This window comes from Xylophilus sp. GW821-FHT01B05 (genome assembly GCA_038961845.1).
Lineage (GTDB): Bacteria > Pseudomonadota > Gammaproteobacteria > Burkholderiales > Burkholderiaceae_C > Xylophilus.
In genome coordinates this window covers 3,106,773-3,128,990 of the sequence record CP152408.1, presented here as the reverse complement: position 1 = coordinate 3,128,990, position 22,218 = coordinate 3,106,773, and the positions used below count along the sequence as shown (strand labels likewise).

Sequence of the window (22,218 nt, the reverse complement as noted above, 5' to 3'; positions counted from 1 at the left end):
GTGGAAAGACGGCTGAGCGTGAAAAATTGGGCGTAATTCGCGCGTTACTACTGTTACTTAATGACTCTTTTGGTACTTTCCGTTAACATTTGTTTGCGTTTTGTGATTCTCACCAGCGCAGCAAAGAAAAAACGGGAGGGGGGATGGGCGTTTACGAACGGGGTGCCTTTGCGGCTGCCTGGGCGCGTTTCATATTGCTTGTCTTGCTGTGCGCAGGACCGAGCTTCTTTGGCCTTGCGGTTGCGCAGGACGCCGACTGCGCCGAAGTCAAGATCGTCATTGAGCAAAAGCTCTCGCTTGAGCGCCAGGCCTTCGATGCGCATATGGTCATCACCAATGGCTTGGATGGCTCGGCGCTACAGAACGTGGGCGTTGAGCTGTACTTCCTTGACCAAGCTGAGCAGGCGGTTGTCGCCACTACTGACCCCAATGCCACAGGGGCAAGTTTTTTCTTCCGCACTGACAGCCTTTCAGGCATCGATTCGATCGACGGGCGGAGCACGATTGCCTCAAAGACTGCAGCTGATATTCATTGGCTGATCATCCCGGCGGCCGGCACAGGTGGCACCGACAGCAAAGGCAAGCTGTACTACGTCGGCGCCAGGGTCACTTACACACTGAACGGCCTGACAAGCACGGTGGACGTCACTCCTGACTACATCGTGGTGCGCCCCCAGCCCTTGCTCAAGCTGGACTACTTTTTGCCGGCTGAGGTTTATGCCGACGATCCTTTCACCTCGGCAGTCGAACCTCCCGTGCCCTTCACGCTGGGCGTGCGCATCAAGAATATCGGTGGCGGAACGTCCTACAAGACCTCGATTGAATCCGCCCAGCCCAAGATCGTCGAAAACAAGCAAGGCTTGTTGATCGGTTTCCAGATTCTTGGTGGTTACGTGGCGGACAAGCCTGTGGGCAAGAGTCTGCTCCTGGACTTTGGTGACATTGCACCGGCCACATCGCAGATGGGCCGCTGGAGCATGGTCACGACCCTGTCTGGTCGCTTTGTGGCCTTCGATGCCAATTATTCGCACGCTGATAGTTTGGGTGGGGCGGTTACCTCGCTGATTCAAGAGGTCGTGACCCATACGCTGGTCCATGACGTCAAGGTGGACCTGCCCGGGCGTGACAACGTACGCGACTTTTTGGCCAAGGATGCGGATGTCCTGCGTGTCTATGAATCGGACGGGCCTGACACCACCGTCTCTGACCAGTCCGCTACGGCCAGACTGCAGACCTCTGGATCCACCTCCTCCCTGAGCTTCAACGCCGCCCCGGGCTTCGTCTATGTGCGGGTGCCGGATCCGTCGAGTGGAAGCAGGGAGCCTACTCGCGTGCTGCGTTCTGATGGCAAGCTCATGGCCCCTGAGAACGTCTGGCTCTCCAAAACCCAGAACCAGGACCTGAGCTGGTCGTATTTCCTCAATCTTTTCGATGCCAATTCCACGGGCAGCTACTCGTTTGCTTTTGGGGAAGGCTCCACAGGCTCGATTGCGGGTGCTGTCTACAACGACCTCAATGCCAACGGCTTGCGGGATGCAGGCGAGCCAGGCATTGGCCTGGTCGGCATTGCGCTCAAGGGCGAAGACCAAAGCGGCGTTTCGGTATCAGTCACGGCGTTCACTGACGCGCAGGGCGGTTTCAGCTTCGCGGGACTGAGTCGTGGCCGATATTCGCTGCAAGCAGCACCGCAGTCAGGCTTGGTCGATGGTGTGGCGTTGGCCGGCTCCTCTGGCGGTACTTCGTCACCTGGCCAGATTGCCGATGTTGCCGTGACGGCGGGCACCGTCGCAAGTGGCATCTTGTTTGCCAAGCGCGCAAGCACTACCACGACGACGGAGAAGGCAGACCTCTCCATACGACTTGAGGCCAATCCGACAAAGTTGCGCAAGGGCGGCAGCGTCGCTCTTACGCTCACTGCCGCCAACCTCGGCCCGGACGCGGCTGCCGACGTGTCGGTGACGGCGGCCCTACCCGCAGGCCTGATGCTGCAAGCGAGCCAAACGGGCGTGGGAACCTACGACGCCGGGACTTGGCGTATTGGCACCTTGGCCACAGGCCAGACGGCAACCCTGTCACTGACCACCACCGCGAGCGAACTGGCTCAGGCCGTCACTCTCACGGCAGCCATAGGGAGCAGAACGGCAGATCTTGTTCCTCAGAACAACACAGCCTCTATCGTGCTGGAGCCAGACGCCGACACCAAGCTTAGGGTGGAGCAAACCTTGCCCAAGGACCTGCGCCTGTTGTTGCTGGCCTCCTGCCCCGACGCGACCCAACCGGATGGTGAAGACGTCGCATGCGTCACGGCCAAGGCAGATTTTGCCAAGGCCTACTTGGAGAGCGAGGGTTATTCCACGCAGATCGTCACAGGGGGGACTGATTTCCGGGCAGCCTTGCGCTCAGGTTTTCACAATGGCATCTGGATCAGTGCCGGCGCTCGCAAGCTAACTCCTCAGCTGTTGGAGGAGGTGCGTGCCGCATTGCGACATGGCACTGTGCTGCTTCTCGACGGGGCGCCTGATCCCTCGCTGGCAGATCTGGCGGACGCATGGGGCGGCAGCTTTGCCGCCGCCGCCGCTGCCTCTGCATCCGGAACCTCCGTGACACTGGACGGTACTGGCACACCCATCGCGGTTGCTGGTGAAGCGTGGCCATTGCAACTCGCGGGCGCACAAGCGCTCGCACATTTCGCTACGGGTGAGAGTGCCATCGCTGCAGGAACCTACGGCGAAGGTCGAGCCCTGGTATTTGGCTTCGATCTGCTGGCCAATTTGCATACGACGACGGCGGACCCCACGCTGGCGGCCTTCTTGAGGCTGCACTTGGAGCAGGCTACGCCCGCCGTTGCCAATCCGGCACTGGCCGGGAGCCGTGCGCGTATCCGGACAGTGATCGAGAACGGCGACACGGCCCCGGTGCAGGCAAAGCTTGTAAGCATGCTGCCTACCGGCATGTCCTGGAGCGCCGCCACGCCGATACCAAGCATGGCCTCGGTTCAGCAACTGAGCTGGGACTTGTCGCTACCGGCGGGGGAGGAGAAGGCCGTGCATTGGCTCGCAGAACTGCCGAAGGTTTCAGGTACTGCCACCATTCAGACTGAAACCCTGAATGCATCCGACGGCAGTGTCGTTAGCAGTCTTGCCCAAGGCTTCAGTCTGTTGGGTGCCGATGTCCTTGTACCGCGCGTGGCAACCAATCTTGCAGTGCTGCCGGCGGCTGATGCAGCACAAGCCGAGTTGCTTGCGCAAGCACGCACAGCTGCGGCAATGGCGCAATCCGCCCATGGCACATCGCAGTACGAAACGGTGATCCAGCAACTGATCGCGGTGGACAAGGCCTTGCGCCAATTGCCCGCAGAGCTTGTCGACGCGAGCCGGCTCGACGTCGCGCGTTGGATCGCGTTGGCCGCAATGCAATGGCAGCAGCCACCCACGGATGGCGTGCCGGCCAGCCTCATTGCCGTGGGCGGCACGCCGCAGACCGTGCAGGTAGGGCAGGCATTCGCTCAGGCACTTCAGGCCAAGGTCATGGATGCGGCAGGGCGCCCGCTGGCTGGCATCAATGTCAATCTGTCGATGCCGGCCAGTGGTGCAAGCGCCGTGTTTGCCAACCAGACTCATGCTGCCACTGCATTGACCGCTGCGGATGGCGTTGCCACATTCCCGGCCCTGGCGGCGAACAACGTTGCGGGCAGCTACCAGGGGCTTGCAACCGTGGCGGGCATTGCGAGCCCCGCAGCCTTCTCCCTGACCAATGCCACAGCGCAGGCAACGGTCCGGGTACTCACTGCTGTCGGTGGCGGGGGGCAGAGCACGGTTGTGACAACGGCATTTGCCCAGGCGCTGCAGGTGCGGGTGACAGATGCAGGCGGCCTGCCGCTGACGGGCATATCGGTTCGGTTTACTGCGCCTTCGGCCGGTGCCTCGGCCAATTTCAGCGGTGGCTCGAACTCGGCGCAAGTTCTGTCGGGCCTGGATGGCGTCGCGACTTCGCCCGTGCCGATGGCCAATAGCCTGGTGGGCACCTTTGTCGTCACAGCCTCTGTTGAGAATGCTGCAACGCCAGCGAGCTTTGCCCTTGGCAACGTGGCCGCTGGCGCCGGAAGCAGCAACTTTGCGGGGGTAAGCGCTACAGGCACTGGTGTGGTGAGCGCGACCACCTCGGGCGGTGGCCCTACGTGCGCCTTCAATCCTGCGGGAACCAGGTTGGCGCCTGCTGATGGTGTGCTGCCCATCCTGCAGAACGTACTGTTGCCGCACGGCGTGTTCGAGTTCGAGCTCAACGGCTGCATTCCCGGCAGCGTTGTCACGGTGAGCACTACCTGGCCCAACCTGCGCGGCATTACTGGATACCTGAAATACGGACCAACCCCTGAAACCGGGTTGTCCCGCAAGGTTTGGTACGTGCCGAACAATCTGCGCATCCAGGGCAATACCGTGACCTACACCGTGCAGGACGGTGGCCTGGGGGACGATGACCTGGTCGCAGACGGCACCATCCACGATCCAGGCGGGCCCGTAGTTCAGGCGGCGGTGGCCGGGGCTATTACGCCCGTGCCTGGGTTGCGGCCTGCATTCCTGGCGGTGCTGTCACTGCTTTTGCTAGGGCTTGGCGCTGCCTATCTGCGGCGTACTCGGTGTGTTGCTCATGGCGCCTAGTCATATGCCTGCCCACAACCTACGGCGCTCATCGCGCGCAGTCTTGCTGACCTTGAGTGGCATGTTGCTGCTGTCCGCGCACGCGAACGAGCCAGTGCTGGCGCCGGCAACCTGTTCTCGCGCCGAAGAAGAAGCCCGGGCCTTGCCTGAACCCGCGGTTGCATTTCATGGGGGCACGCGGAGCATGTCGAACGCAGCGATGGATGCCAGTTGCTGGATTGACGAAATTGACGCCGCGCGCATGGAAAAGGCGGGCGCCATGTTCTGGATTGATATCCGGTCGGCGGAGAAAGCAAAGGCCAGTGCACTCCATGGAGCCTTGCAGATCCCTGCTCACGAGCTTGCAAGCAAAGACTTCTTGCGTGAAGAGCGCGTAGTGCTTGTCGGCGGCGCCTTTGACGAAAACGAAGCCATGCAGGCCTGCCGCTCATTGCGTTTGGCGGGGTTCTCGAGCGTGCATGCACTTGCCGGCGGAGCCCGTGCCTGGGCTCAAGCGGGGCGCTCCATTTCGGGGTCTTCGCTGGGGCCGTTGGATGAGATGACGCCCGAGGAGTTCATCGCTGGCGGCATGAAGGGCCACTGGGCCTTGGTGACTGTCGGACTCGGCGATGACGAAACCAAACTGTTGCCTCTTGAAATCACGAAATCCTTTTCGATGGGTGAGGTGATGGCGGGTAAAGGGAAGTATTGGTTGGAGTCGATGCTTGCTAAGCATGGGCGGGGCAAGAAGTCTCTTAATGACGGGCGTTCAAAGAGATTTTTAATTGTCACCCGCAATGCCGAGATGATTGATGTGCTGAGGCGTGAATTTATTAGAAATGAGGTCGATGTGATATTTGTGAAAGGCGGGTTGACATCCTATCGAGAGTATGTTTCTCAATGGAGCGGGGTGCTTGCCTATTCCAATCGCGGCGTCGTAAAGCCCTGCGGAATCAATTGATGGTGTGCTGAGATGAAAATATTTTTTGAAAGATTGGGTTTTTATTTTCCCAGTCGCTTTGGAGCGGCATGCATTAGGGGTGTTTTCCGCATCGGTTTGTTGCTAGGGTTGCTTGGTTGTGGCCTGGCTGTATCTGCTGTGGGAGTGGATTCTGGGTTTGGTATGTACGAAAACAAATGGTGCATCGGCCCTGTGGAAATAGGATTCAATTTTAAATTTAACAATCGTGAATTCAGAGTGATTGATATTTATGATTCGCAAATAAGGCTAATTCCTGATGGGATTTATCAGGAAGGAGGGCAAGACTGTGATGGTTATTATGCGGAATTTTATAGCATATCGCCGGAGCCTATTTATGGATTGATGCGGTCTAATTTTTATCAAACGAATGCAGCCGTCCATTATTATAAATTTGGTGATGCACCAAATCGTGTGCTGCAAATTCAATTCACGAATTGGACAACATACTATGCAACTGATCAGGCGACCACCTATCAAGTGGAACTCCGCGAAGGAAGTAATGAGGTAAGGTTTTCCTATGGCGGCTTTCACTCGCAGGAGGGAGGGGTCTATGCTGGGTACAGGCCAGTGGGTCTATATATTAATGAGGCTGCTGTTGCTAGTTTTGATGGTGCTGATATTTTGGCTGGGGATGTGATTTCATTTTTACCAAAGTCGGGCGGGGTCGGATATTCTATAGAGAAGAAGGCGGGATTAGGGTTTTCTGATATATCAGGATATGAGCAGTGGAGGGGGCGCCTTCAAAGCATATCTCCGGTGACTTGGGATCGTAATAGAATTGATGGTGGATTTTCTAGGGATAATCCGAAATGGCGCTGGTATCAGCATCGGGATATTAGCAATTGGGAGATTGAAGTTGAGAAAAATGAAGGTGAATTAAATATTTATAATCCATCGAATTATGGATCCTTAGAGCTTATTTTGCCGGGCATTGCGGAAGATGGGGCGACCTACAGGGCTCGTGTCAGAGGGCGTGAAAATGAGGGGGCGCTGTGGATGCCTTGGACCAAATTTTCTTCACCAATAACCATTGACAAAAAGCCGCCTCATGCGGAGTTGGTAAGCCTAATTTCGTCCGGGGATGCTCTAGAAGTTAACTACAAACTTGGTGATGAGGGAAGTGGCCTGGATTGGGCGCAGCTTCGCCTATGTTCTAACATTTGGTTTACAAATGATTGCACTTACTACCGGTTGGATGTTAATGGCTCAATTGGCTATTTTCTCTCTTTTCCACCAGAGGAGAGGTATTTTAGAATAACTGCATATGACATTGCTGGTAATGAATTCCATTCGAATGTGATGAGGTACATGTATGACGCTCCCTATGGGGAGTATCCAAAGGCATCGTTTGTTGCGCAGCCAACTTCCGGGGATGTCCCATTGCAAGTCGAACTCAAAAACACAACGACCGGGCCGGCGCTGGAATATGAATGGGACTATGGAAACGGAACGGATAGTCCCTACTACTCAAGTGTTGGTGAATACACCATTGCACTGACAGCACGTGGCGTGTCGGGTGTTACCCGTGCTACCAAGGTTATTAGTGTTGGCCCCGATGTTGTTGGCCCAGAGATATTTCAGGTCCAGATCGATGGTGTCGATGTAGCGGGGGAGGCCACTATTGCAGGCGCTGCGGCACTCTCTTTTAGTGCGACTGACCGCAGTGGCGTTGCCTGGGTGGGCCTGACGCTAGGCACTCAAGTACTGGCGCCATGGAGTGACGGGGCGCCGCGTTATGCCGCAACACTAAATCCCGGCAACTTGGCAAACGGGACCTACGCGCTGAAGATCACCGCGCGGGACACCAAGGGCAATGAGAGCACGCGCGAGATAGCCGTGGTGTTGGCGCGACCAGTTCCACAAGCGCCGCAAATCGCTGCGCCTGCGGCGGGGGCGACAGTTCGTCAAAGCTCCGTACGGGTCTCTGGGACTGCTATGGCAGGTGCACAAGTGCAGCTTTACCTAAACAGCGCGGCCGTTGGCGGTTTGACGCTGGTGAACGCATCTGGTGGCTTCTCTGCTGAAGTCGTGTTGCCCGCCGAAGGCAGCTATACGCTGGAGGCTGATGCGCGCAATGCGGCGGGCATCGGGCCCAGGAGTAGTGCGGTGCCGTTCACCTACACCGTGCCTGCTCCGGAGCTTGTCTTTGTTGCGCCGTCCTCAGGCGCGGTGCTGACGGGGCCGAGCACCGTTGAAGTATCTGCCGTGGATGCAAGCGGCATAGCGGGCGTCACTTTGTATGTCGATGGCGTCCAGTTGGCCAGCCTCTCCACCCCGCCCTACAGCACCACTTGGAATGCGGCAGGCGCAGCAGACGGCGCACATACCTTCAAAGCCGTGGCGATCAACACCACCGGCAAGTCCACGACGGCCGAGCGTAGCGTGGTGGTACGCAATATCCCGGTTGAGCCGGTGGTGCCCCCAACCGCATACACGGGCAGTGTGCGTTTGGTTTCGCCAGGTGTCTCTTATGGGGAGCAGCGCATCACCATCGCCGGCAACGCCGTCGACAGGGCGAGCGGTCAGAGCGTGCCCAATGCTGTGCTGCGTGTTGTGCTGCGCGTGAGCGGGTTCCAGCGCCGCATCAGCATTGCAACCGATGCGCAGGGGAACTTCGAGTACGAATTCGTTCCGCAGGCAAGCGACAGCGGTACCTATACCGTCTCGGTTGTCCATCCAGACGAGACTGCCTTGAGTGACCAAGGCAGCTTCACCATCAATCGGGTCGGCTTCAGCATCGCGCGGTACACATTGACAGCTGCCCGGGGGTTTCCGTCTGCGGTAACTGTCAGCGCCAGCACAAGTGCTGGCACCGGCGTGCGTGGGCTGCGCTGGGTGGCCCGGCCTGATGACCAGCCGAGCGGGGCGCTGCCTGCTGGCATCCAGATCGATGGTGGGGCCGGCATCAACCTGCCGCCAAGCGCCAGTGCCCCCATGAACATCGGCTTTGTTGCCAATGCGTCGGCCGGACCGACGGGGATCGTGATCCTTTCCGCGTTGGCGGACGACTCCGGCGATATGGTGCGCGGCCAGCTTCGCATCGAGTACCGGTTGGTGGATGCCATGCCGGCGCTGTTTGCCAAACCGACCTACATAGAAACTGGCGTGCAGCAAGGTGGCAGCGCCAGCGAGAGCGTTGCCATTGGCAACCGCGGGCTGGTGACTGCGGTCAATGTCCGGGCTCAACTGGTTGATGCCCAAGGTGGTACGCCGCCCGCGTGGGCGTTTCTCTCCAGCACGGGGGTGTTGGGCGCAGTTGACGTGGGGGCTTCTGTGGCCTTGCAGGTGACGGTTAACCCAGACAGTAGCGTGAGCGACGGCGTCTACAACTTCAAGCTTCTGGTATCTGCTGACAACGACGTCGGCGGTACCGTTCCTGTCTCTGTCAGGGTCACGCAGAGCGGGGAGGGCAACGTCACCTTTGACGCGGCGGATGTCTACACCGCTACGCTCGACGCGAGTGGGCAGCGCATTCCCGGATTGAAGGGGGCCACGATCCGTCTGCAGAACGAGGCGGTTCTTTCGGTGCAGCAGACCTTGGTCACCGATGAGCAGGGGCTGGCCACGGCCAGCAAGTTGCCGCCGGGGGTTTACCTGTACCGCGCCAGCGCCCCCAACCATGCGGATACCAGTGGCAGGGTGCGGATCCGGCCAGGCACCACGGTGAAGGAGCACGTGTTCCTGGACTACAAGGCGGTGAGCATCGAGTTCAGCGTGACCGAAACCACGATCAAGGACCAGTACGACCTGACGCTGACCGCGACCTACAACACGCAGGTACCCGCCGCAGTCGTGCTGATAGAGCCGCTCTCCATCAACCTGCCGAGCCTGCAAGTGGGAGAGGAGTACACCGGAGAGGTGACCATCTCCAACTATGGGCTGGTGCAGGCGGACGATGTGAGTTTCACGCTGCCCGTATCGGATGCGTATTACCGCTATGAGTTCTTCGGTGAGGTGCCCAAAACCATCCCGGCCAAGACCCGCATCAGCATCCCGTACCGGGTGACGGCTGTACAGCTTCGCCCGCAGGGCGCATCCATGCCGGTGGATGTGATGGATTCACCCGTGCAGGCCTATGTCAAGAGCTTGTCTCCCCGCAGTGGAGCGGCCTGCTCCAGCTACATCGCCTCGTTCGGGGTTAGCTTTTCCTGGACTTGCGCCAACGGTGATGTGCGCGGTGGCAGCGTAGGTAGCTATTTCAGCCGCATTGCCGGCTCTAGCTGCACAGGTGCTGGCGGTGCTGCAAGCGGTGGTGGTGGCGGCGGTGGCGGCGGTTTCGGTGGCGGTGGTGGCACCGGCTGGAGCGCTTCCCCCATACCTCTTGCGCCAGGCTGTACGCCTCGTTGTACTTCGGCTGCCTGTATTGGAGGCGGAGGCGGAGGAGGAGGAGGAGGAGGTGGTGGAGGTGGAGGTGGAGGTGGAGGTGGAGGTGGAGGTGGAGGTGGAGGTGGAGGTGGAGGTGGAGGTGGAGGTGGAGGTGGAGGTGGAGGTGGAGGTGGACCTGGACCTGGACCTGGACCTGGACCTGGACCTGGACCTGGACCTGGACCTGGACCTGGACCTGGACCCGGACCTGGACCCGGACCTGGACCCGGACCTTTGGACCCTCCGCCGCCCCCCCGGCAACCGGATGAGCTGCCGCCATGCGCGCAGTAATGGAAACCCGTGGGAGCGGAGGCGCTGGGAGCAGCACTTCGCTCTATTGCAGTTCAAGCCAACCTAGAGCCATGTTTGTCCAATTGCTTCTTGATCGTCTGCAGCCTGCGCTAGTGCAATTCATGCAGGTGATGGCGTTGGTGTTGTGCTGCTGGCTTGCTTTGCCGGCGCCTGCGTCAGCGCAGCAGGTCCGTCTTCCCAATGGGGAGTACACGGAGTCCATCGTGGATCTGCAGGCGAAGGTTCTGGGTGGCTATGTGCGCATCTCGCGCACCTGGACGGGCGGGCGCTGGTATGTCAACTCTGCCTGGGCCACGCTCGCATTCGTCAGGGACCCGCTGGACCAAGGTGTCAAGGCCATCAATCGTGCAGGGGCGCTGTATGAGCGCAGCGGTACGAGCGATGTATACATCTTCGATGGCGTTCTGAATGACCAGGTCTTCATCCGCAAGACCAGCACGGGTTGGCGCTGGTACGACCGCGCGGGCAACTGGATCACCTATGACGCGGCGGGCCGTATCACGGCCTATGGGGACAGCAATGACGTCAAGGTGCAGTTTGTGCTGGATGGCGCGGGGCAGCGCATGGCCATACGCGACCACCTGGGCAACACGGTCTTCACATTCACCTACCAGAACGACCGCCTGACTTCCGTGCAAGACCGTGCAGGCCGCCAGGTGCTCTACACCTGGACCGGCGAGCGCCTGACTCAGGTTACGGACGTGCGCGGTGGCCGCTGGCTGTACCAGTACGACGCTAAAGGCCAACTGACCAGGCGCACTGATCCGGCAGGCGGCACCATACAGATTGCATACGCGGACAGCGTGCAGGCGCCACCGCCCGCCATGGACAGCGGCAAGACCGCAGGCCAAGAGAGTCCGACCAGTGGCATCGTCACCACAGGTTCAAGCAGCAGCACCACGCAAGGCGGCGCGGGCCGGGTCGGAACACTCACGGATGAGTTGGGTGCGACCACTGTCTGGAATACGGCGTACGACCGTATCAATCGCCAGTACACCGTTACTTCCCAGATGCCCGACGGCCAGTCGGTCGTGCGGCGCTACGACAAGGATGGGCGGCTGTTCTTGCAAAGCGTCAATGGTGTGGCGCGCATCACCGTGACGCGCGACGGCAAGTACATGGACAAATACACCGATGCGCGCGGCCTGAGCAGCACCATCGAGTACGACGGTAACCGCCAGCCGCTCAAGATCACCTACCCCGATGGCACGACGGACAGCTTTGCCTATGACAGTGTCACGGGGCGACCAGTGCGCCATACCAATGCACTTGGTGTTGCGACCAGTTTTGACTACGACAGCAAGGGCAACCTTGTCAGGCAGACCGAGGCACAGGGCAAGCCCGCGGAACGGGTGACCACCTGGGTCTATGACGCCTATGGCCAGCCAAGCTCCGTAACGGTGGGTACGGGGGGGAATGCGATCACGGTGCGCAGCACCTACGATGGCTACGGCAACGTGGCCAGCCTGACCAATGGGGAAGGCGCGGTTGACCGCTATACCCACAATGTGCTGGGCCAGCCCCTGACGCACCAGGATGCGTTGGGCCACAGCTGGCTGGCAGAGTACGACAGCGCTGGCAATTTCACCAAGGCAGTCGATCCGCTGGGGCATGCCACGGTCTACACGCTGGACGCGGTCGGGCGCGTGACAGAGGCGCGCAACCCCTTGGGCCAGACGGCGCGCTACAGCTACAACGCTAAGGGGCAAGTCACCAGCCAGACAAACGCCTTGCAGGGCGCCTGGGCCTACCAGTACGACAACATGGGGCGCTGGACGCGCATGAGCAGCCCCAGCGGGCTGGCGCTGCGGCAGGAGTATGACGCGGAGGGCCGCCCACTCAAGCGTATCGACCCCGCCGGCAATGCCACGCAGTACGAGTACGGCACGGTAGACAACGGTCTGCAAGGCCTGCTGGCCGCGCGCATCTACCCTACCTACCGTGAGGAGTACCGCTACGACCAGCGCCAGCGCATGACGCAAGTAGCCCAGGTACTGGATGCCGCCACGCGGCACACCACGCGCCTGGGCTACGACGCCGTGGGGCAGCTCATCAGCCACACGGGAGCCGACGGCGCCGCGACGCTTGTGCAGTACGACACGCTGGGGCGCAAGGTCCAAGCCACTGATGCCCTGGGTGGCAAGACGAGGCAAGAGTGGGATACCTTCAGCCGCCCTGTTCTGCTGGCGGACGCCGCCGGCAATCCGCACCGTTTCGAGTACGACAAGGCGGGGCGCTTGCGCAAGGAAACCCGCCCCGGCGGCGGCGCTACCACCTATGCCTATGACGCCGTGGGCCAGCTCATTCGCCGCACAGAGGCCGCCGGCAACAGCGTCGAGTACCGCTACGACGCAGCCCGGCGAAGAACAGCCGCCATCTACACGGCTGCGGGCCAGACCAGCCCGAGCCAGACGGTGACCTATGGCTATGACGACGCAGGCTGGCTGCGGGATATCAGCCAGACGGGCGACACCGTCACGCGCTTTGTCTACACCCGCGACGCCCTGGGCCGCAAGACGCAAGAAGTCATCACCTATGGCAGCGGCCCGGACGCCCTCGGCAAGACCCTGCAATACAGCTATGACGCAGATGGCAACAAGACCGGCCTGACCTATCCGGACGGCAGCCGGCTGGGTTTCAGCTACGAGCTGGGGCGCCTCAAATCAGCACAGTTGCCCAACAGCCAGGCAATCGCCTGGGGTGGCTACCAGTGGCAGGTGCCCACGCAGGTCAACTTCCCTGGTGCAACCGAGACCATTGGCTATGACCCATTGCAGCGTACCCGGCGCATCCAGGTGGCGGGCGCCAATGGCAGCGTGCTGGACCGCAGCCTGGCATACGACGCCGCTGGCAACATCACCCGACGCCAGACCGAGGACGGCAGCTTTGCCTATGGCTACGACCGCCTGGGCCGGCTGACCCAGGCAACGCCGCCCGCCGCGCTGCAGCGCGGCGACACCAGGCCAGACGGCCTGCCGCTGGAACAGTACAGCTACGACGCGGTGGACAACCGCACTAGCAGCGCGCATCAGCCCGGCGCATGGGTATACAACGCCGACAACCAGTTGCTGCAGTGGGGCGTGGGCAGCGAGCAGACCACGGCCCGCTACAACGCCAACGGCAACCTCGACCAGCAAACCTACGGCGGGCAGACCCGCCACCATGTCTACAACGCCGTGGATCGTCTGGTGGAGATACGGGACGACCAGGGTCTTGGCGCCCGCTACAGCTACGACCCCCTGGGCCGGCGCATCAGCAAAAGCTTTGAAGGCAAGACCACCTGGTACGTCTACAGCGACGAGGGTCTGGTGGCTGAATTCGATGCACAGGGGAAGCTTGCCAAGGCCTATGGCTGGCAGCCTGGTAGTACGTGGGGCACCGCCCCGCTGTGGCAGGCCGAGCCTGCGGCCGGGCAGGGCTTGGGCAGCGCGGACTACCACTACCTGCACACCGACCACCTGGGGACCCCGCAGCTGGCGACCGACGGCAGCGGGCAGACCTCATGGAAGGGCCAGTCGGAAGCCTTTGGCAAGACCACGCCAGAGGGCAGCAGCCGCATCGCGGTGAATCTGCGCCTGCCGGGGCAGTATTGGGATGCGGAAGTCGGAACCCACTACAACCGGTTCCGGGACTATCAGCCGGCCATGGGGCGTTACATCCAGGCTGATCCAATTGGTGTGGAGGGAGGAGGGAATCAATACCTTTACGCTAACGACACGCCGCTGATGTTCACGGACCCGTTGGGGCTCTATACGGAAGTCGTTGTATGGCAAGGCGTTGGAATGGGTTCCTCTTCCTTTGGGCATGTCTCGACTAACGTCAATGGGCAAAACTTCTCTTGGGGTCCTGGCGGTTGGGATACGCAGTCAGCAACAGCAGCTGAGTACAACAGGCGGCAGCAGGACTTCCGAGGTGGTAACGGCGTCATGCTCAGCTTGAGCTCGCAACAGGAGGCTACTCTGGCTTCGTGTATGAGGGCACAGACGGCCGCCTACAACGCTATCACTAACAATTGCGGAAACCCTGTGCAGCAATGTTTGAATATGGTGGGAGCGGGCATTGGTAACTCAGTGCTGCCAAGCTCTATTCTTGAAAATCTGCGCTCATCCCCGAACGCCAACGGAAACGTGTCGTATCCCTCACCACGTCCAAGCGGTGGCGCCGGAAGTGGATTCGGAGGTGGTTTGCTATGGCGATGAGCGTGAAACGTAAGCTGACCTGGGGCGTTGTTGTTGCCCTTGCGGTCTATGGGGGGAACTGGGTGTTGATGGGGCAACGCATCAGTGTGACCGCTAGGAGCCAGATTAATCTGTACGACCGTCCGACGGGCGGGCGGGTCGTCAAAGTTCTAAAGCCTGGGGACGTCGCGGCAGTAGTGGCGTGTGAGGACGTGAAGCATTACATCATTCCCGCCGTCTTGATAGACGGGCGGCGAGCTTACGTGCAAGAAGGTGACTATCGTTTGAACAGGAGGGCTGCATGGGCGTTCAGCACTGCGCCCGTCTCCTGGTCCTGCCGGTGATTCGAGTTGCTTCGAATTTTGCGAAGGCTTCACCTCTTTAGAAGATGAATCCATGAACAAGTTCTCTCCTGATGTACGTGAATGCTTGATATCGGCTGGCTATGAAAATGACGAGGTCACTGCTTGTTTGGACCCTAAGCGGTGCAATTTGTATGCTGCTCTATATGCTGATTGATTGTGCATTCAGCTTGAATGACTCGAGGTCGCAAAACGACTTTCTGCGGGCAAAGTGTGTGTTACTTGCGAGGCTTGCTGATGATGGGCGTCGTGGTCGTGCCATCGATGCCGCGATCGGCGCTGTGGGGACGGATGTGACCGCGAAAACTGAAGGAGCTGAGCTTCGTTTGGACGACGTGGTTCTGCGCATTGATGGGGGCAGAGTGACTGGTATCGACGTTGCGGAGACTTGCCAATAACTCGATGCTCTGGCTTAAACGGTGGCGCAGAGTCAAAAGCCCGCTATTTGCCCCACCACCCGCTGCACCACACCACCCCAATCCCCCCGCGTCTCCTGCTGAAACAGCCGCATCTGCGGATACCAAGGCGAATCCGTGCGGCTGCGCAGCCAGCGCCAGTCGTTGCGGTAGGCCGGTAGCAGCACGCAGCAGGGGCGGCCCAGTGCGCCGGCCAGGTGGGCGGCGGCGGTGTCTACTGATACCAGCAGGTCCAGTTGCTGCAGCAGGGCGGCGGTGTCGGCGAAGCTCTGGATCTCGCCGCCCAGGTGCAGCAGCGGCTGGTCGGTGGGGGGCTGGCGGGCCTCGTCTTCGCCGGCGATTTTCTGCAGGCTGACGAAGCTGGCGCCGGGCAGTTGCCAGAGCGGTGCCAGCGTGGCCAGGCCGGGCAGGGAACGGTCGGCGTCGTTGTCGTGCCAGGCGTTGCCGCGCCAGACCAGGCCTATGCGCGGGCCGGCGCTGCGCGGCGGCAGCGCGGCATCCAGGCGCCGGGCCCAATGGGCGCTGCGGGCCGGGTTGGCCTGCAGGTAGGGCGTGTGGCTGGGGATGTTGTCCAGCGTGGTGCCGCAGAACAGGGGCAGGCTCAGCAGCGGCACCCAGTAGTCGTGCGTGGCCAGGGCGGCGGGGGCGTCGGCCAGCGCGATGACCTGGTCCGGGCCATGCACGCCGCGCAGCAGTTCCAGCAGCGGCTCGCTGCAGGCAAAGCTGAGCTGGGCGGTTTGCTGTTGGGCGCGCACTATGGCCAGGTAGCGGCAGAACTGGATCTGGTCGCCATGGCCTTGCTCGGGCCAGACCAGCAGGCGCTTGCCTTGCAGTGGCTCGCCGGCCCAGCGCGGCGTGGCGGTATGCGCGGGAAAGCCGGGCAGGGCGCCGGGCACGCGCAAGGTGTAGCGCAGTTCCACATGCGGCCAGCCCTCTTGCAGGCGGCCGAGCGACAGCAGCAACTGGCCCAGGTTGAGGCGGGCCGAGGCAAAGTCCGGCTGCAGCGCCAGCGCGGCGCGCAGGCTGGCCTCGGCCTCTGCGGTGCGGCCCAGGTCGAAGTACAGCGCGCCCAGGTTGGAGTGCGGCACCGGGTCTGTGGGCTGCAGGCGGGCGGCTTCGCGGTAATGCGTTTCGGCCTCGGCCTCTTTGCCGGGCTGCCGGGCCAGCACGCCGGCCAGGTGGTTGTGGATTTGAGCGGTGCAGGGGGCCAGCGCCAGGGCGCGGCGCTGGTGCTGCTCGGCCTCTGCGATGCGGCGGGTTTCTTCCAGCAGCAGGCCCAGGTTGGTGTGGGCGGCGGCGTCGTCAGGGGATTGCGCCAGCGCGGTGCGGTAGGCCTGCTCGGCCTCGTCGTGGCGGCGCAGGCCAGCCAGCAGCACGCCCAGGTTGACGCGGGTGCGCAGGTGCTCAGGGGCCAGCGCCAGGGCTTGGTGGTAGGCGGCCTCGGCGGCGGCGGGCTCGCCGGCCTGCATGTGCAGCAGGCCCAGGTTGCCCCAGGTGATGGCATCGGCCACGCCTTGCTGCACGGCGGTGGCGTAGCAGGCCAGGGCCTCGGCCGGCCGGCCGAGCGTAGCCAGCAGTTCGCCCAGGCGGTTGCAGCCTGCGGCGGTGGGCTGCAGCGATGCCGAGCGCTGCCAGCAGTGCACGGCGCGCTCGGCATCGCCGCACAGGCGCGCCGCCAGGCCGGCGACGCTCCAGAGCTGGGCATCATCGGGGTACTGCGCCAGGGCCGCGTCGGCCGCCGCGCGCGCGGCGGCCGGTTGGCCGGCCTCCAGCGCGTCGAGGACGGCGTTCAGGGCCTGCGTCATGTGCGTCAGGGCACGGCCCGGATGCGCTGCACCAGCGCGGTGGTGGAGTGGCCCTGGGCATAGGGCAGGGCCAGTGCGCGGCCGCGCCAACTGCGTACCAGTGCCGCCTCGGGCAGCGTGGCCATGTCGTAGTCGCCGCCCTTGACGTAGACCTCGGGCTGGATCTGGCGCAGCAGCGCAAGCGGCGCGGCTTCGTCGAACAGCACCACCAGCGATACCGCGGCCAGAGCCGCCAGCACGGCGGCGCGGTCTTGCTCGGCGACGATGGGGCGGCCCGGCGCCTTGCCCAGGCCGCGCGCCGAATGGTCGCTGTTGAGGCCCACCACCAGCGCCGCGCCCAGGGCGCGCGCCTGCCGCAGGCAATCGGTGTGGCCGCGGTGCAGCAGGTCGAACACGCCATTGGTGAAGACCAGCGGGCGCGGCAGGGCGGCCAGGTGCGGCGCCAGATCAAGCGCGGTGCAAATAGGTGCGGCTGGCGTCATGCGAACAGCTCGTCGTAGCCCACGCTGGCCGTGCCAAAGCGGCCGACCACGATGCCGCCCGCACGGTTGGCATGCGGCACGGCAGCGCGCGCCGGCAGGCCACAGGCCAGCAGCACGGCCATGACGGCGGCCACGGTGTCGCCGGCGCCGGTCACGTCGAACACCTCGCGCGCGGTGGCCGGCTGGTGCAGCGCGCCGGCGCTGTCGAACAGGCTCATGCCTTCGTCCGCGCGGGTCAGCAGCAGGGCCTGCAGGCTGTGCGCATGGCGCAGCGCCTCGGCACGTGCGGCCAGGTCGGGCTCGCTGTGCCAGGCGCCGACGACCTGCTCCAGCTCGGCCCGGTTGGGCGTGATCAGGCTGGCGCCCGCATAGCGGGCGAAATCATGGCCGCGCGGGTCTACCAGCACCGGCTTGCCGGCGGCGCGCGCCAGGGCGATCAGTGCGGGGACCTGGGCCAGCGTGCCACGGCCGTAGTCGGACAACAGCACGGCATCGTGCTGCGGCAGGGCGTGGGCAAAGGCGTGGGCCAGTCGCTCCAGCGCGGCGGCGCCGGGCTGGCCTTCGACGAAGTCGGCGCGCAGCAGTTGCTGTGCGCGGCCGATGATGCGCAGCTTGACGGTGGTGGGCAGCGCCGGCTCTTCGCAGGCGGCCCAGGCGGCGCCGCTGGCCTCGACCAGGGCGCGCAGGCGCGCGGCGGCGGCATCCGTGCCGGCCACGGTGAGCAGGGTGGCGCCCGCGCCCAGTGCCCGCACGTTGAGCACAGCGTTGGCGGCGCCGCCCGGGCGCTCTTCCTCGCGCGCCACGCGCACCACCGGCACCGGGGCCTCGCGTGAGATTTGCTCGACGCTGCCAAACCAGTAGCGGTCCAGCATGGCGTCGCCCACCACCAGCACGCGGCAGGTTTCTATCTGGCGGCGGGTGGGGGTCATGGTGCGTTCAGGCTTGTTTTGCCCAGTGCCGGATCTGGTCGATGGTGGCCGTGGCACCGCCGCAGACCACCACCAGCAGGCTGTCGAACGGCTCCAGCTCGGGCGCGCGTTCATAGACCGCGGCCAGGCTGGCGCCGCAGGCGGGTTCTACCAGCAGGCGGTGGTCGGCCAGGAAGCGTTCACAGGCGGCCAGCGCGCTGCGGTCGGACACCAGCAGGCTTTGCACCGGGCGCTCTTGCGTCCACTGCCGCGCCCGGTCGCAAACGCGCTTGGCGCCGAGTGTGGTGGCGATGCTGCTGAGCCGTTCCAGCTCGACGGCATGGCCTGCCGCCATGGCGGCATGCAGCGATGCAGCGCCATCGGTTTCTACCGCGAGGATGGGGATGTCGGCGCCGCCATTGCGCTGCAGGCCTTCGGCCACGCCCGACAGCAGGCCGCCGCCGCCAACCGACAGCACCACGGCGCCGGGCTTCAGGCCGGCGCCAAACACCTCATCGACCATCGACGCATGGCCTTGCCACAGCAAAGGGTCATCGAAGGGGTGGATGAAGGCATCGGTCGCGCCCACCATGGACTGCGCCAGCGCATTGGCCTCTTGCCACGAGGCGCCATGGACGATCACCTCGGCCTCTTCCTGGCGCAGCAGGGCTTTGGCGGTGTCGGAGGTGGTCTCGGGCACGACCACGACCACCGGGATGGACAGCTTGCGGCCGGCATAGGCCACGGCCAGCCCGGCGTTGCCGCCGGAGGACGAGACAAAGCGCTGCGCGCCGCGCTGCCGGTGGGTGTCGCAGGCCAGGCCAACGCCACGGATCTTGAAGGAGCCGGCGGGCTGCAGTGCCTCGAGCTTGAGCCAGACGGGGCGCCCGGCGGCCAGGCTCAGCGGGCGGGATTCGACGAGGGGCGTGGTGATGTGCAGGGGCATCGTGTGCGGGCTCATGCGCGTTCGATCAGTTCGATCTGGTAGCCATCAGGGTCGCGCACAAAGGCGATCACGGTGGTGCCGCCCTTCACGGGCCCGGCCTCGCGCGTGACCACGCCGCCGGCGGCCTTGATTTTTTCGCAGGCCGCGGCTACGTCGGGCACGCCCAGGGCGATGTGGCCGTAGCCCTTGCCCAGGTCGTAGGAGTCGATGCCGTAGTTGTAGGTCAGCTCGATCTCGGCATGCTCGGGGTTGCTGCCGTAGCCGACAAAGGCCAGTGAATACTTTTGTTCGGGCCGGTCGGTGGTGCGCAGCAGCTGCATGCCCATGACTTCGGTATAGAAGGTGATGGAGCGTTGCAGGTCGCCAACGCGCAGCATGGTGTGGAGGAGTCGCATGGGGGCTTTCTTCTGGGAGAGAAAAACAGCCCCGGATTGTGGCCTACCGGGTGGGCAGATCGAACACCAGGCAGGTGGTGGTCGCATGCGCATACAGCGTGCCGTCCGGCCCGGTGAGGCGGGCCTCTGCGGTGGCCAACTGGCGGCCGCAGTGGATCACCTTGCCTTCGGCGCGCACGCGCTGCACCTTGGGCGTGATGGCCTTGACCATGTTGATGCCCAGCTCGGCCGTGGTGTAGCCGCGGCCCGCCAGCATGCGGGTTTGAACGGCGCAGCCCAGGGCGGAATCCAGCAGCGTGGCAAACCAGCCGCCGTGCACCGTGCCCATGGGGTTCAGGTGCTCAAAGCGTGGCGTGCCCTGGAACAGCGCGCGGCCTTCGTCCACTTCCAGGATCAAAAAGTCGAGCGTCTTGGCCATGGGCGGGTAGGGCAGTTCGCCTTGCAGCATGGCCTGCATCTGCTGCAGGCCGGTGAGGCCGGCGATCTGCTCGGGCCGGGCCACGCCGGGGCCGACGCCGCTCTGCAGACGCTGGTTGACGGCGTCTTCCTCGGCCAGCCAGAGGACAAGGGCGGCAGCGGGATCACGTGCGGTCATGGGTCAACTTCCATAATGTTGTAGCTGCAATGATTGTAGCTACAATGGTTTGGATGAAAGCCGCCAGCCCGTCCGACACACCGCAGGGTTGCACCAACCTCAAGCTGCGCCAGCTTACCCGCCGCGTCACCCAGCGCTATGACGTCGAGGTGGGCAAGACGGGGCTCAAGACCACCCAGTATTCATTGCTGTCGAATGTGATTCGGCTGGGCCCGCTGCGCCCGGTGGACCTGGCCGCGGTCATGCGCATGACGGCATCCACGCTCAGCCGCAACCTGCAGGTGCTGGTGGCCGATGGCTATGTGCTGCTGCAGGCCGGCCCGGATGCGCGCAGCCGCCTGGTCAGTGTCACCGAGGCTGGCCGCGCCAAGCGCAGCGAGGCCCAGCGCCACTGGAAGGCCGCGCAACTGGCGCTGAATATGCAGTTGGGCGAGGACCGGGTCGTGGCGCTGCATGCGCTGCTGGACCAGGCGCTGGCCTTGCTGGCCGACGCCGACGCCGACAGCGAAGTCGCAGAAGACATCTGAATTTCCCCCACTCGAAGGACTCCCCCCGATGCGCTCCCCGCAACTCGCCGCGCGCCTGCAAGGCCGTGGCATTCACTATGGCTGGGTGGTGGCGGCCGTCACCTTCTGCACCATGCTCACCATGTCGGCGGCGCTTGGGCTGCCGGGGGCGATGATCCAGCCGCTCGGGCGCGAGTTTGGCTGGAGCACCGAGCAAATCTCATCCGCGCTGGCGCTGCGCTTTGCGCTGTTCGGCCTGATGGGGCCGTTTGCCGCGGTGCTGATGGAGCGCTTTGGCCTGCGCGCGGTGATCTGCACCGCGCTGGCCATGGTGGCCGGCGGCATGGCCTTGTCCACGCAGGTCACCGCGCTGTGGCAACTGGTGGCGCTGTGGGGCGTGATCCTGGGCCTGGGCACCGGCATGACGGCGCTGGTGCTGGGTGCGGTGGTGGCCAACCGCTGGTTTGTGGCACGGCGCGGGCTGGTGGTGGGCTTGCTCACCGCCAGTTCGGCCACCGGGCAACTGCTGTTCTTGCCCTTTGGCGCCTGGATGATCGAGCACTGGGGCTGGCGCTCGGCCGTGCTGCCGGTGGTGCTGGGCTGCGCGCTGGTGGCCGGGCTGGCCTTCTTGCTGATACGCAACCGCCCGGCCGACGTGGGGCTGCGGCCCTTCGGCGAGGCGGCCGACGCGCCGCAGGCACCCGCCGTGGCGGCGGTGCCCATGACCTTCGCCACGCCATTTAAAGTGCTGCGCGAGGCCTCGCGCAGCCGCACCTTTTGGGTGCTGTTTGGCACCTTCTTCATCTGCGGGCTGTCTACCAATGGCCTGGTGCAGACGCATTTCATCTCGCTCTGCGGCGACAACGGCATGTCTGCGGTGCCGGCGGCTTCGGTGCTGGCGATGATGGGGGCGTTTGACCTGATCGGCACCATAGGCTCTGGCTGGCTGTCGGACCGCTATGACAACCGCAAGCTGCTGTTCTGGTACTACGGGCTGCGCGGTTTGTCGCTGCTGTGGCTGCCGTATTCAGAATTCACCTTCTATGGCCTGGGCCTGTTCGCCATGTTCTACGGGCTGGACTGGATCGCCACCGTGCCGCCCACCGTGAAGCTGGCCGGTGCCGCCTTTGGCCCGCAGAAGGTGGGCTTGGTGTTTGGCTGGATTTTTGCGGCGCATCAGATCGGCGCGGCCACGGCGGCCTGGGGCGCGGGCCTGACCCGCACGCTGCTGCTGACCTATACGCCGGCGTTGTTTGCTGCCGGCCTAGCCTGCCTGCTGGCGGCAGCGACGGTGTTCTTGATTCGCCGGCCACCGCCGCGCGCCTGAGG

Annotated in this window: 12 protein-coding genes; 6 read left to right on the top strand and 6 right to left on the bottom strand. The window is 63.4% G+C overall.

Features of this window, described 5'->3' with window-relative positions; genetic code table 11:
- The first annotated feature begins 143 nt into the window (after window positions 1-143).
- The 4 genes from AAFF27_14470 (at window position 144) to AAFF27_14455 (ending at window position 14,495) form a co-directional block, all read left to right on the top strand.
- Window positions 144-4,658: a choice-of-anchor U domain-containing protein gene (locus AAFF27_14470; GenBank protein XAH21234.1), complete on the top strand. Its 4,515-nt coding sequence runs from the start codon at window positions 144-146 to the stop codon at window positions 4,656-4,658.
- Between the two features lie 61 nt (window positions 4,659-4,719).
- Complete coding sequence (locus tag AAFF27_14465; GenBank protein ID XAH21233.1) at window positions 4,720-5,598, top strand: rhodanese-like domain-containing protein; 879 nt, start codon at window positions 4,720-4,722, stop codon at window positions 5,596-5,598.
- Window positions 5,599-5,610: 12 nt separating this feature from the next.
- On the top strand, window positions 5,611-10,275 hold the full coding sequence (locus AAFF27_14460) for an Ig-like domain-containing protein (GenBank protein ID XAH21232.1): 4,665 nt from the start codon (window positions 5,611-5,613) through the stop codon (window positions 10,273-10,275).
- Between the two features lie 224 nt (window positions 10,276-10,499).
- Window positions 10,500-14,495 carry an RHS repeat-associated core domain-containing protein gene (locus AAFF27_14455; protein XAH21231.1) on the top strand — a complete coding sequence of 1,332 codons (3,996 nt, stop codon included), beginning with the start codon at window positions 10,500-10,502 and terminating at the stop codon, window positions 14,493-14,495.
- A gap of 771 nt (window positions 14,496-15,266) precedes the next feature.
- Here the strand turns inward: AAFF27_14455 and AAFF27_14450 are convergent.
- The 6 genes from AAFF27_14450 to AAFF27_14425 are packed head-to-tail and all read right to left on the bottom strand — an operon-like array spanning window position 15,267 to window position 20,383.
- Window positions 15,267-17,057 carry a tetratricopeptide repeat protein gene (locus AAFF27_14450; protein ID XAH21230.1) on the bottom strand — a complete coding sequence of 597 codons (1,791 nt, stop codon included), beginning with the start codon at window positions 17,055-17,057 and terminating at the stop codon, window positions 15,267-15,269.
- A 5-nt stretch (window positions 17,058-17,062) separates the two neighbouring features.
- Window positions 17,063-17,539, bottom strand: a complete 477-nt coding sequence (locus tag AAFF27_14445) for an adenylyltransferase/cytidyltransferase family protein (GenBank protein ID XAH21229.1) — start codon at window positions 17,537-17,539, stop codon at window positions 17,063-17,065.
- A complete protein-coding gene (gene rfaE1, locus AAFF27_14440) occupies window positions 17,536-18,468 on the bottom strand; it encodes a D-glycero-beta-D-manno-heptose-7-phosphate kinase (GenBank protein ID XAH21228.1) in 933 nt (310 codons plus the stop codon). Before rfaE1 ends, AAFF27_14445 begins: the two co-directional genes overlap by 4 nt.
- A gap of 7 nt (window positions 18,469-18,475) precedes the next feature.
- Window positions 18,476-19,393: a pyridoxal-phosphate dependent enzyme gene (locus AAFF27_14435; protein ID XAH26241.1), complete on the bottom strand. Its 918-nt coding sequence runs from the start codon at window positions 19,391-19,393 to the stop codon at window positions 18,476-18,478.
- An 11-nt stretch (window positions 19,394-19,404) separates the two neighbouring features.
- Window positions 19,405-19,788: a lactoylglutathione lyase gene (gene gloA, locus AAFF27_14430; GenBank protein XAH21227.1), complete on the bottom strand. Its 384-nt coding sequence runs from the start codon at window positions 19,786-19,788 to the stop codon at window positions 19,405-19,407.
- Window positions 19,789-19,831: 43 nt separating this feature from the next.
- The gene (locus AAFF27_14425) at window positions 19,832-20,383 is read right to left on the bottom strand and encodes a PaaI family thioesterase (GenBank protein ID XAH21226.1); all 552 of its coding nucleotides are present in this window, start codon (window positions 20,381-20,383) and stop codon (window positions 19,832-19,834) included.
- 53 nt (window positions 20,384-20,436) lie between these two features.
- On the opposite strand from AAFF27_14425, the gene AAFF27_14420 reads away from it, so the two are divergent.
- Window positions 20,437-20,910: a MarR family winged helix-turn-helix transcriptional regulator gene (locus AAFF27_14420; GenBank protein ID XAH21225.1), complete on the top strand. Its 474-nt coding sequence runs from the start codon at window positions 20,437-20,439 to the stop codon at window positions 20,908-20,910.
- Window positions 20,911-20,938: 28 nt separating this feature from the next.
- Window positions 20,939-22,216 (top strand): MFS transporter, encoded by a 1,278-nt coding sequence (locus tag AAFF27_14415; protein ID XAH21224.1) that lies wholly within the window; start codon window positions 20,939-20,941, stop codon window positions 22,214-22,216.
- Window positions 22,217-22,218: the final 2 nt, after the last annotated feature.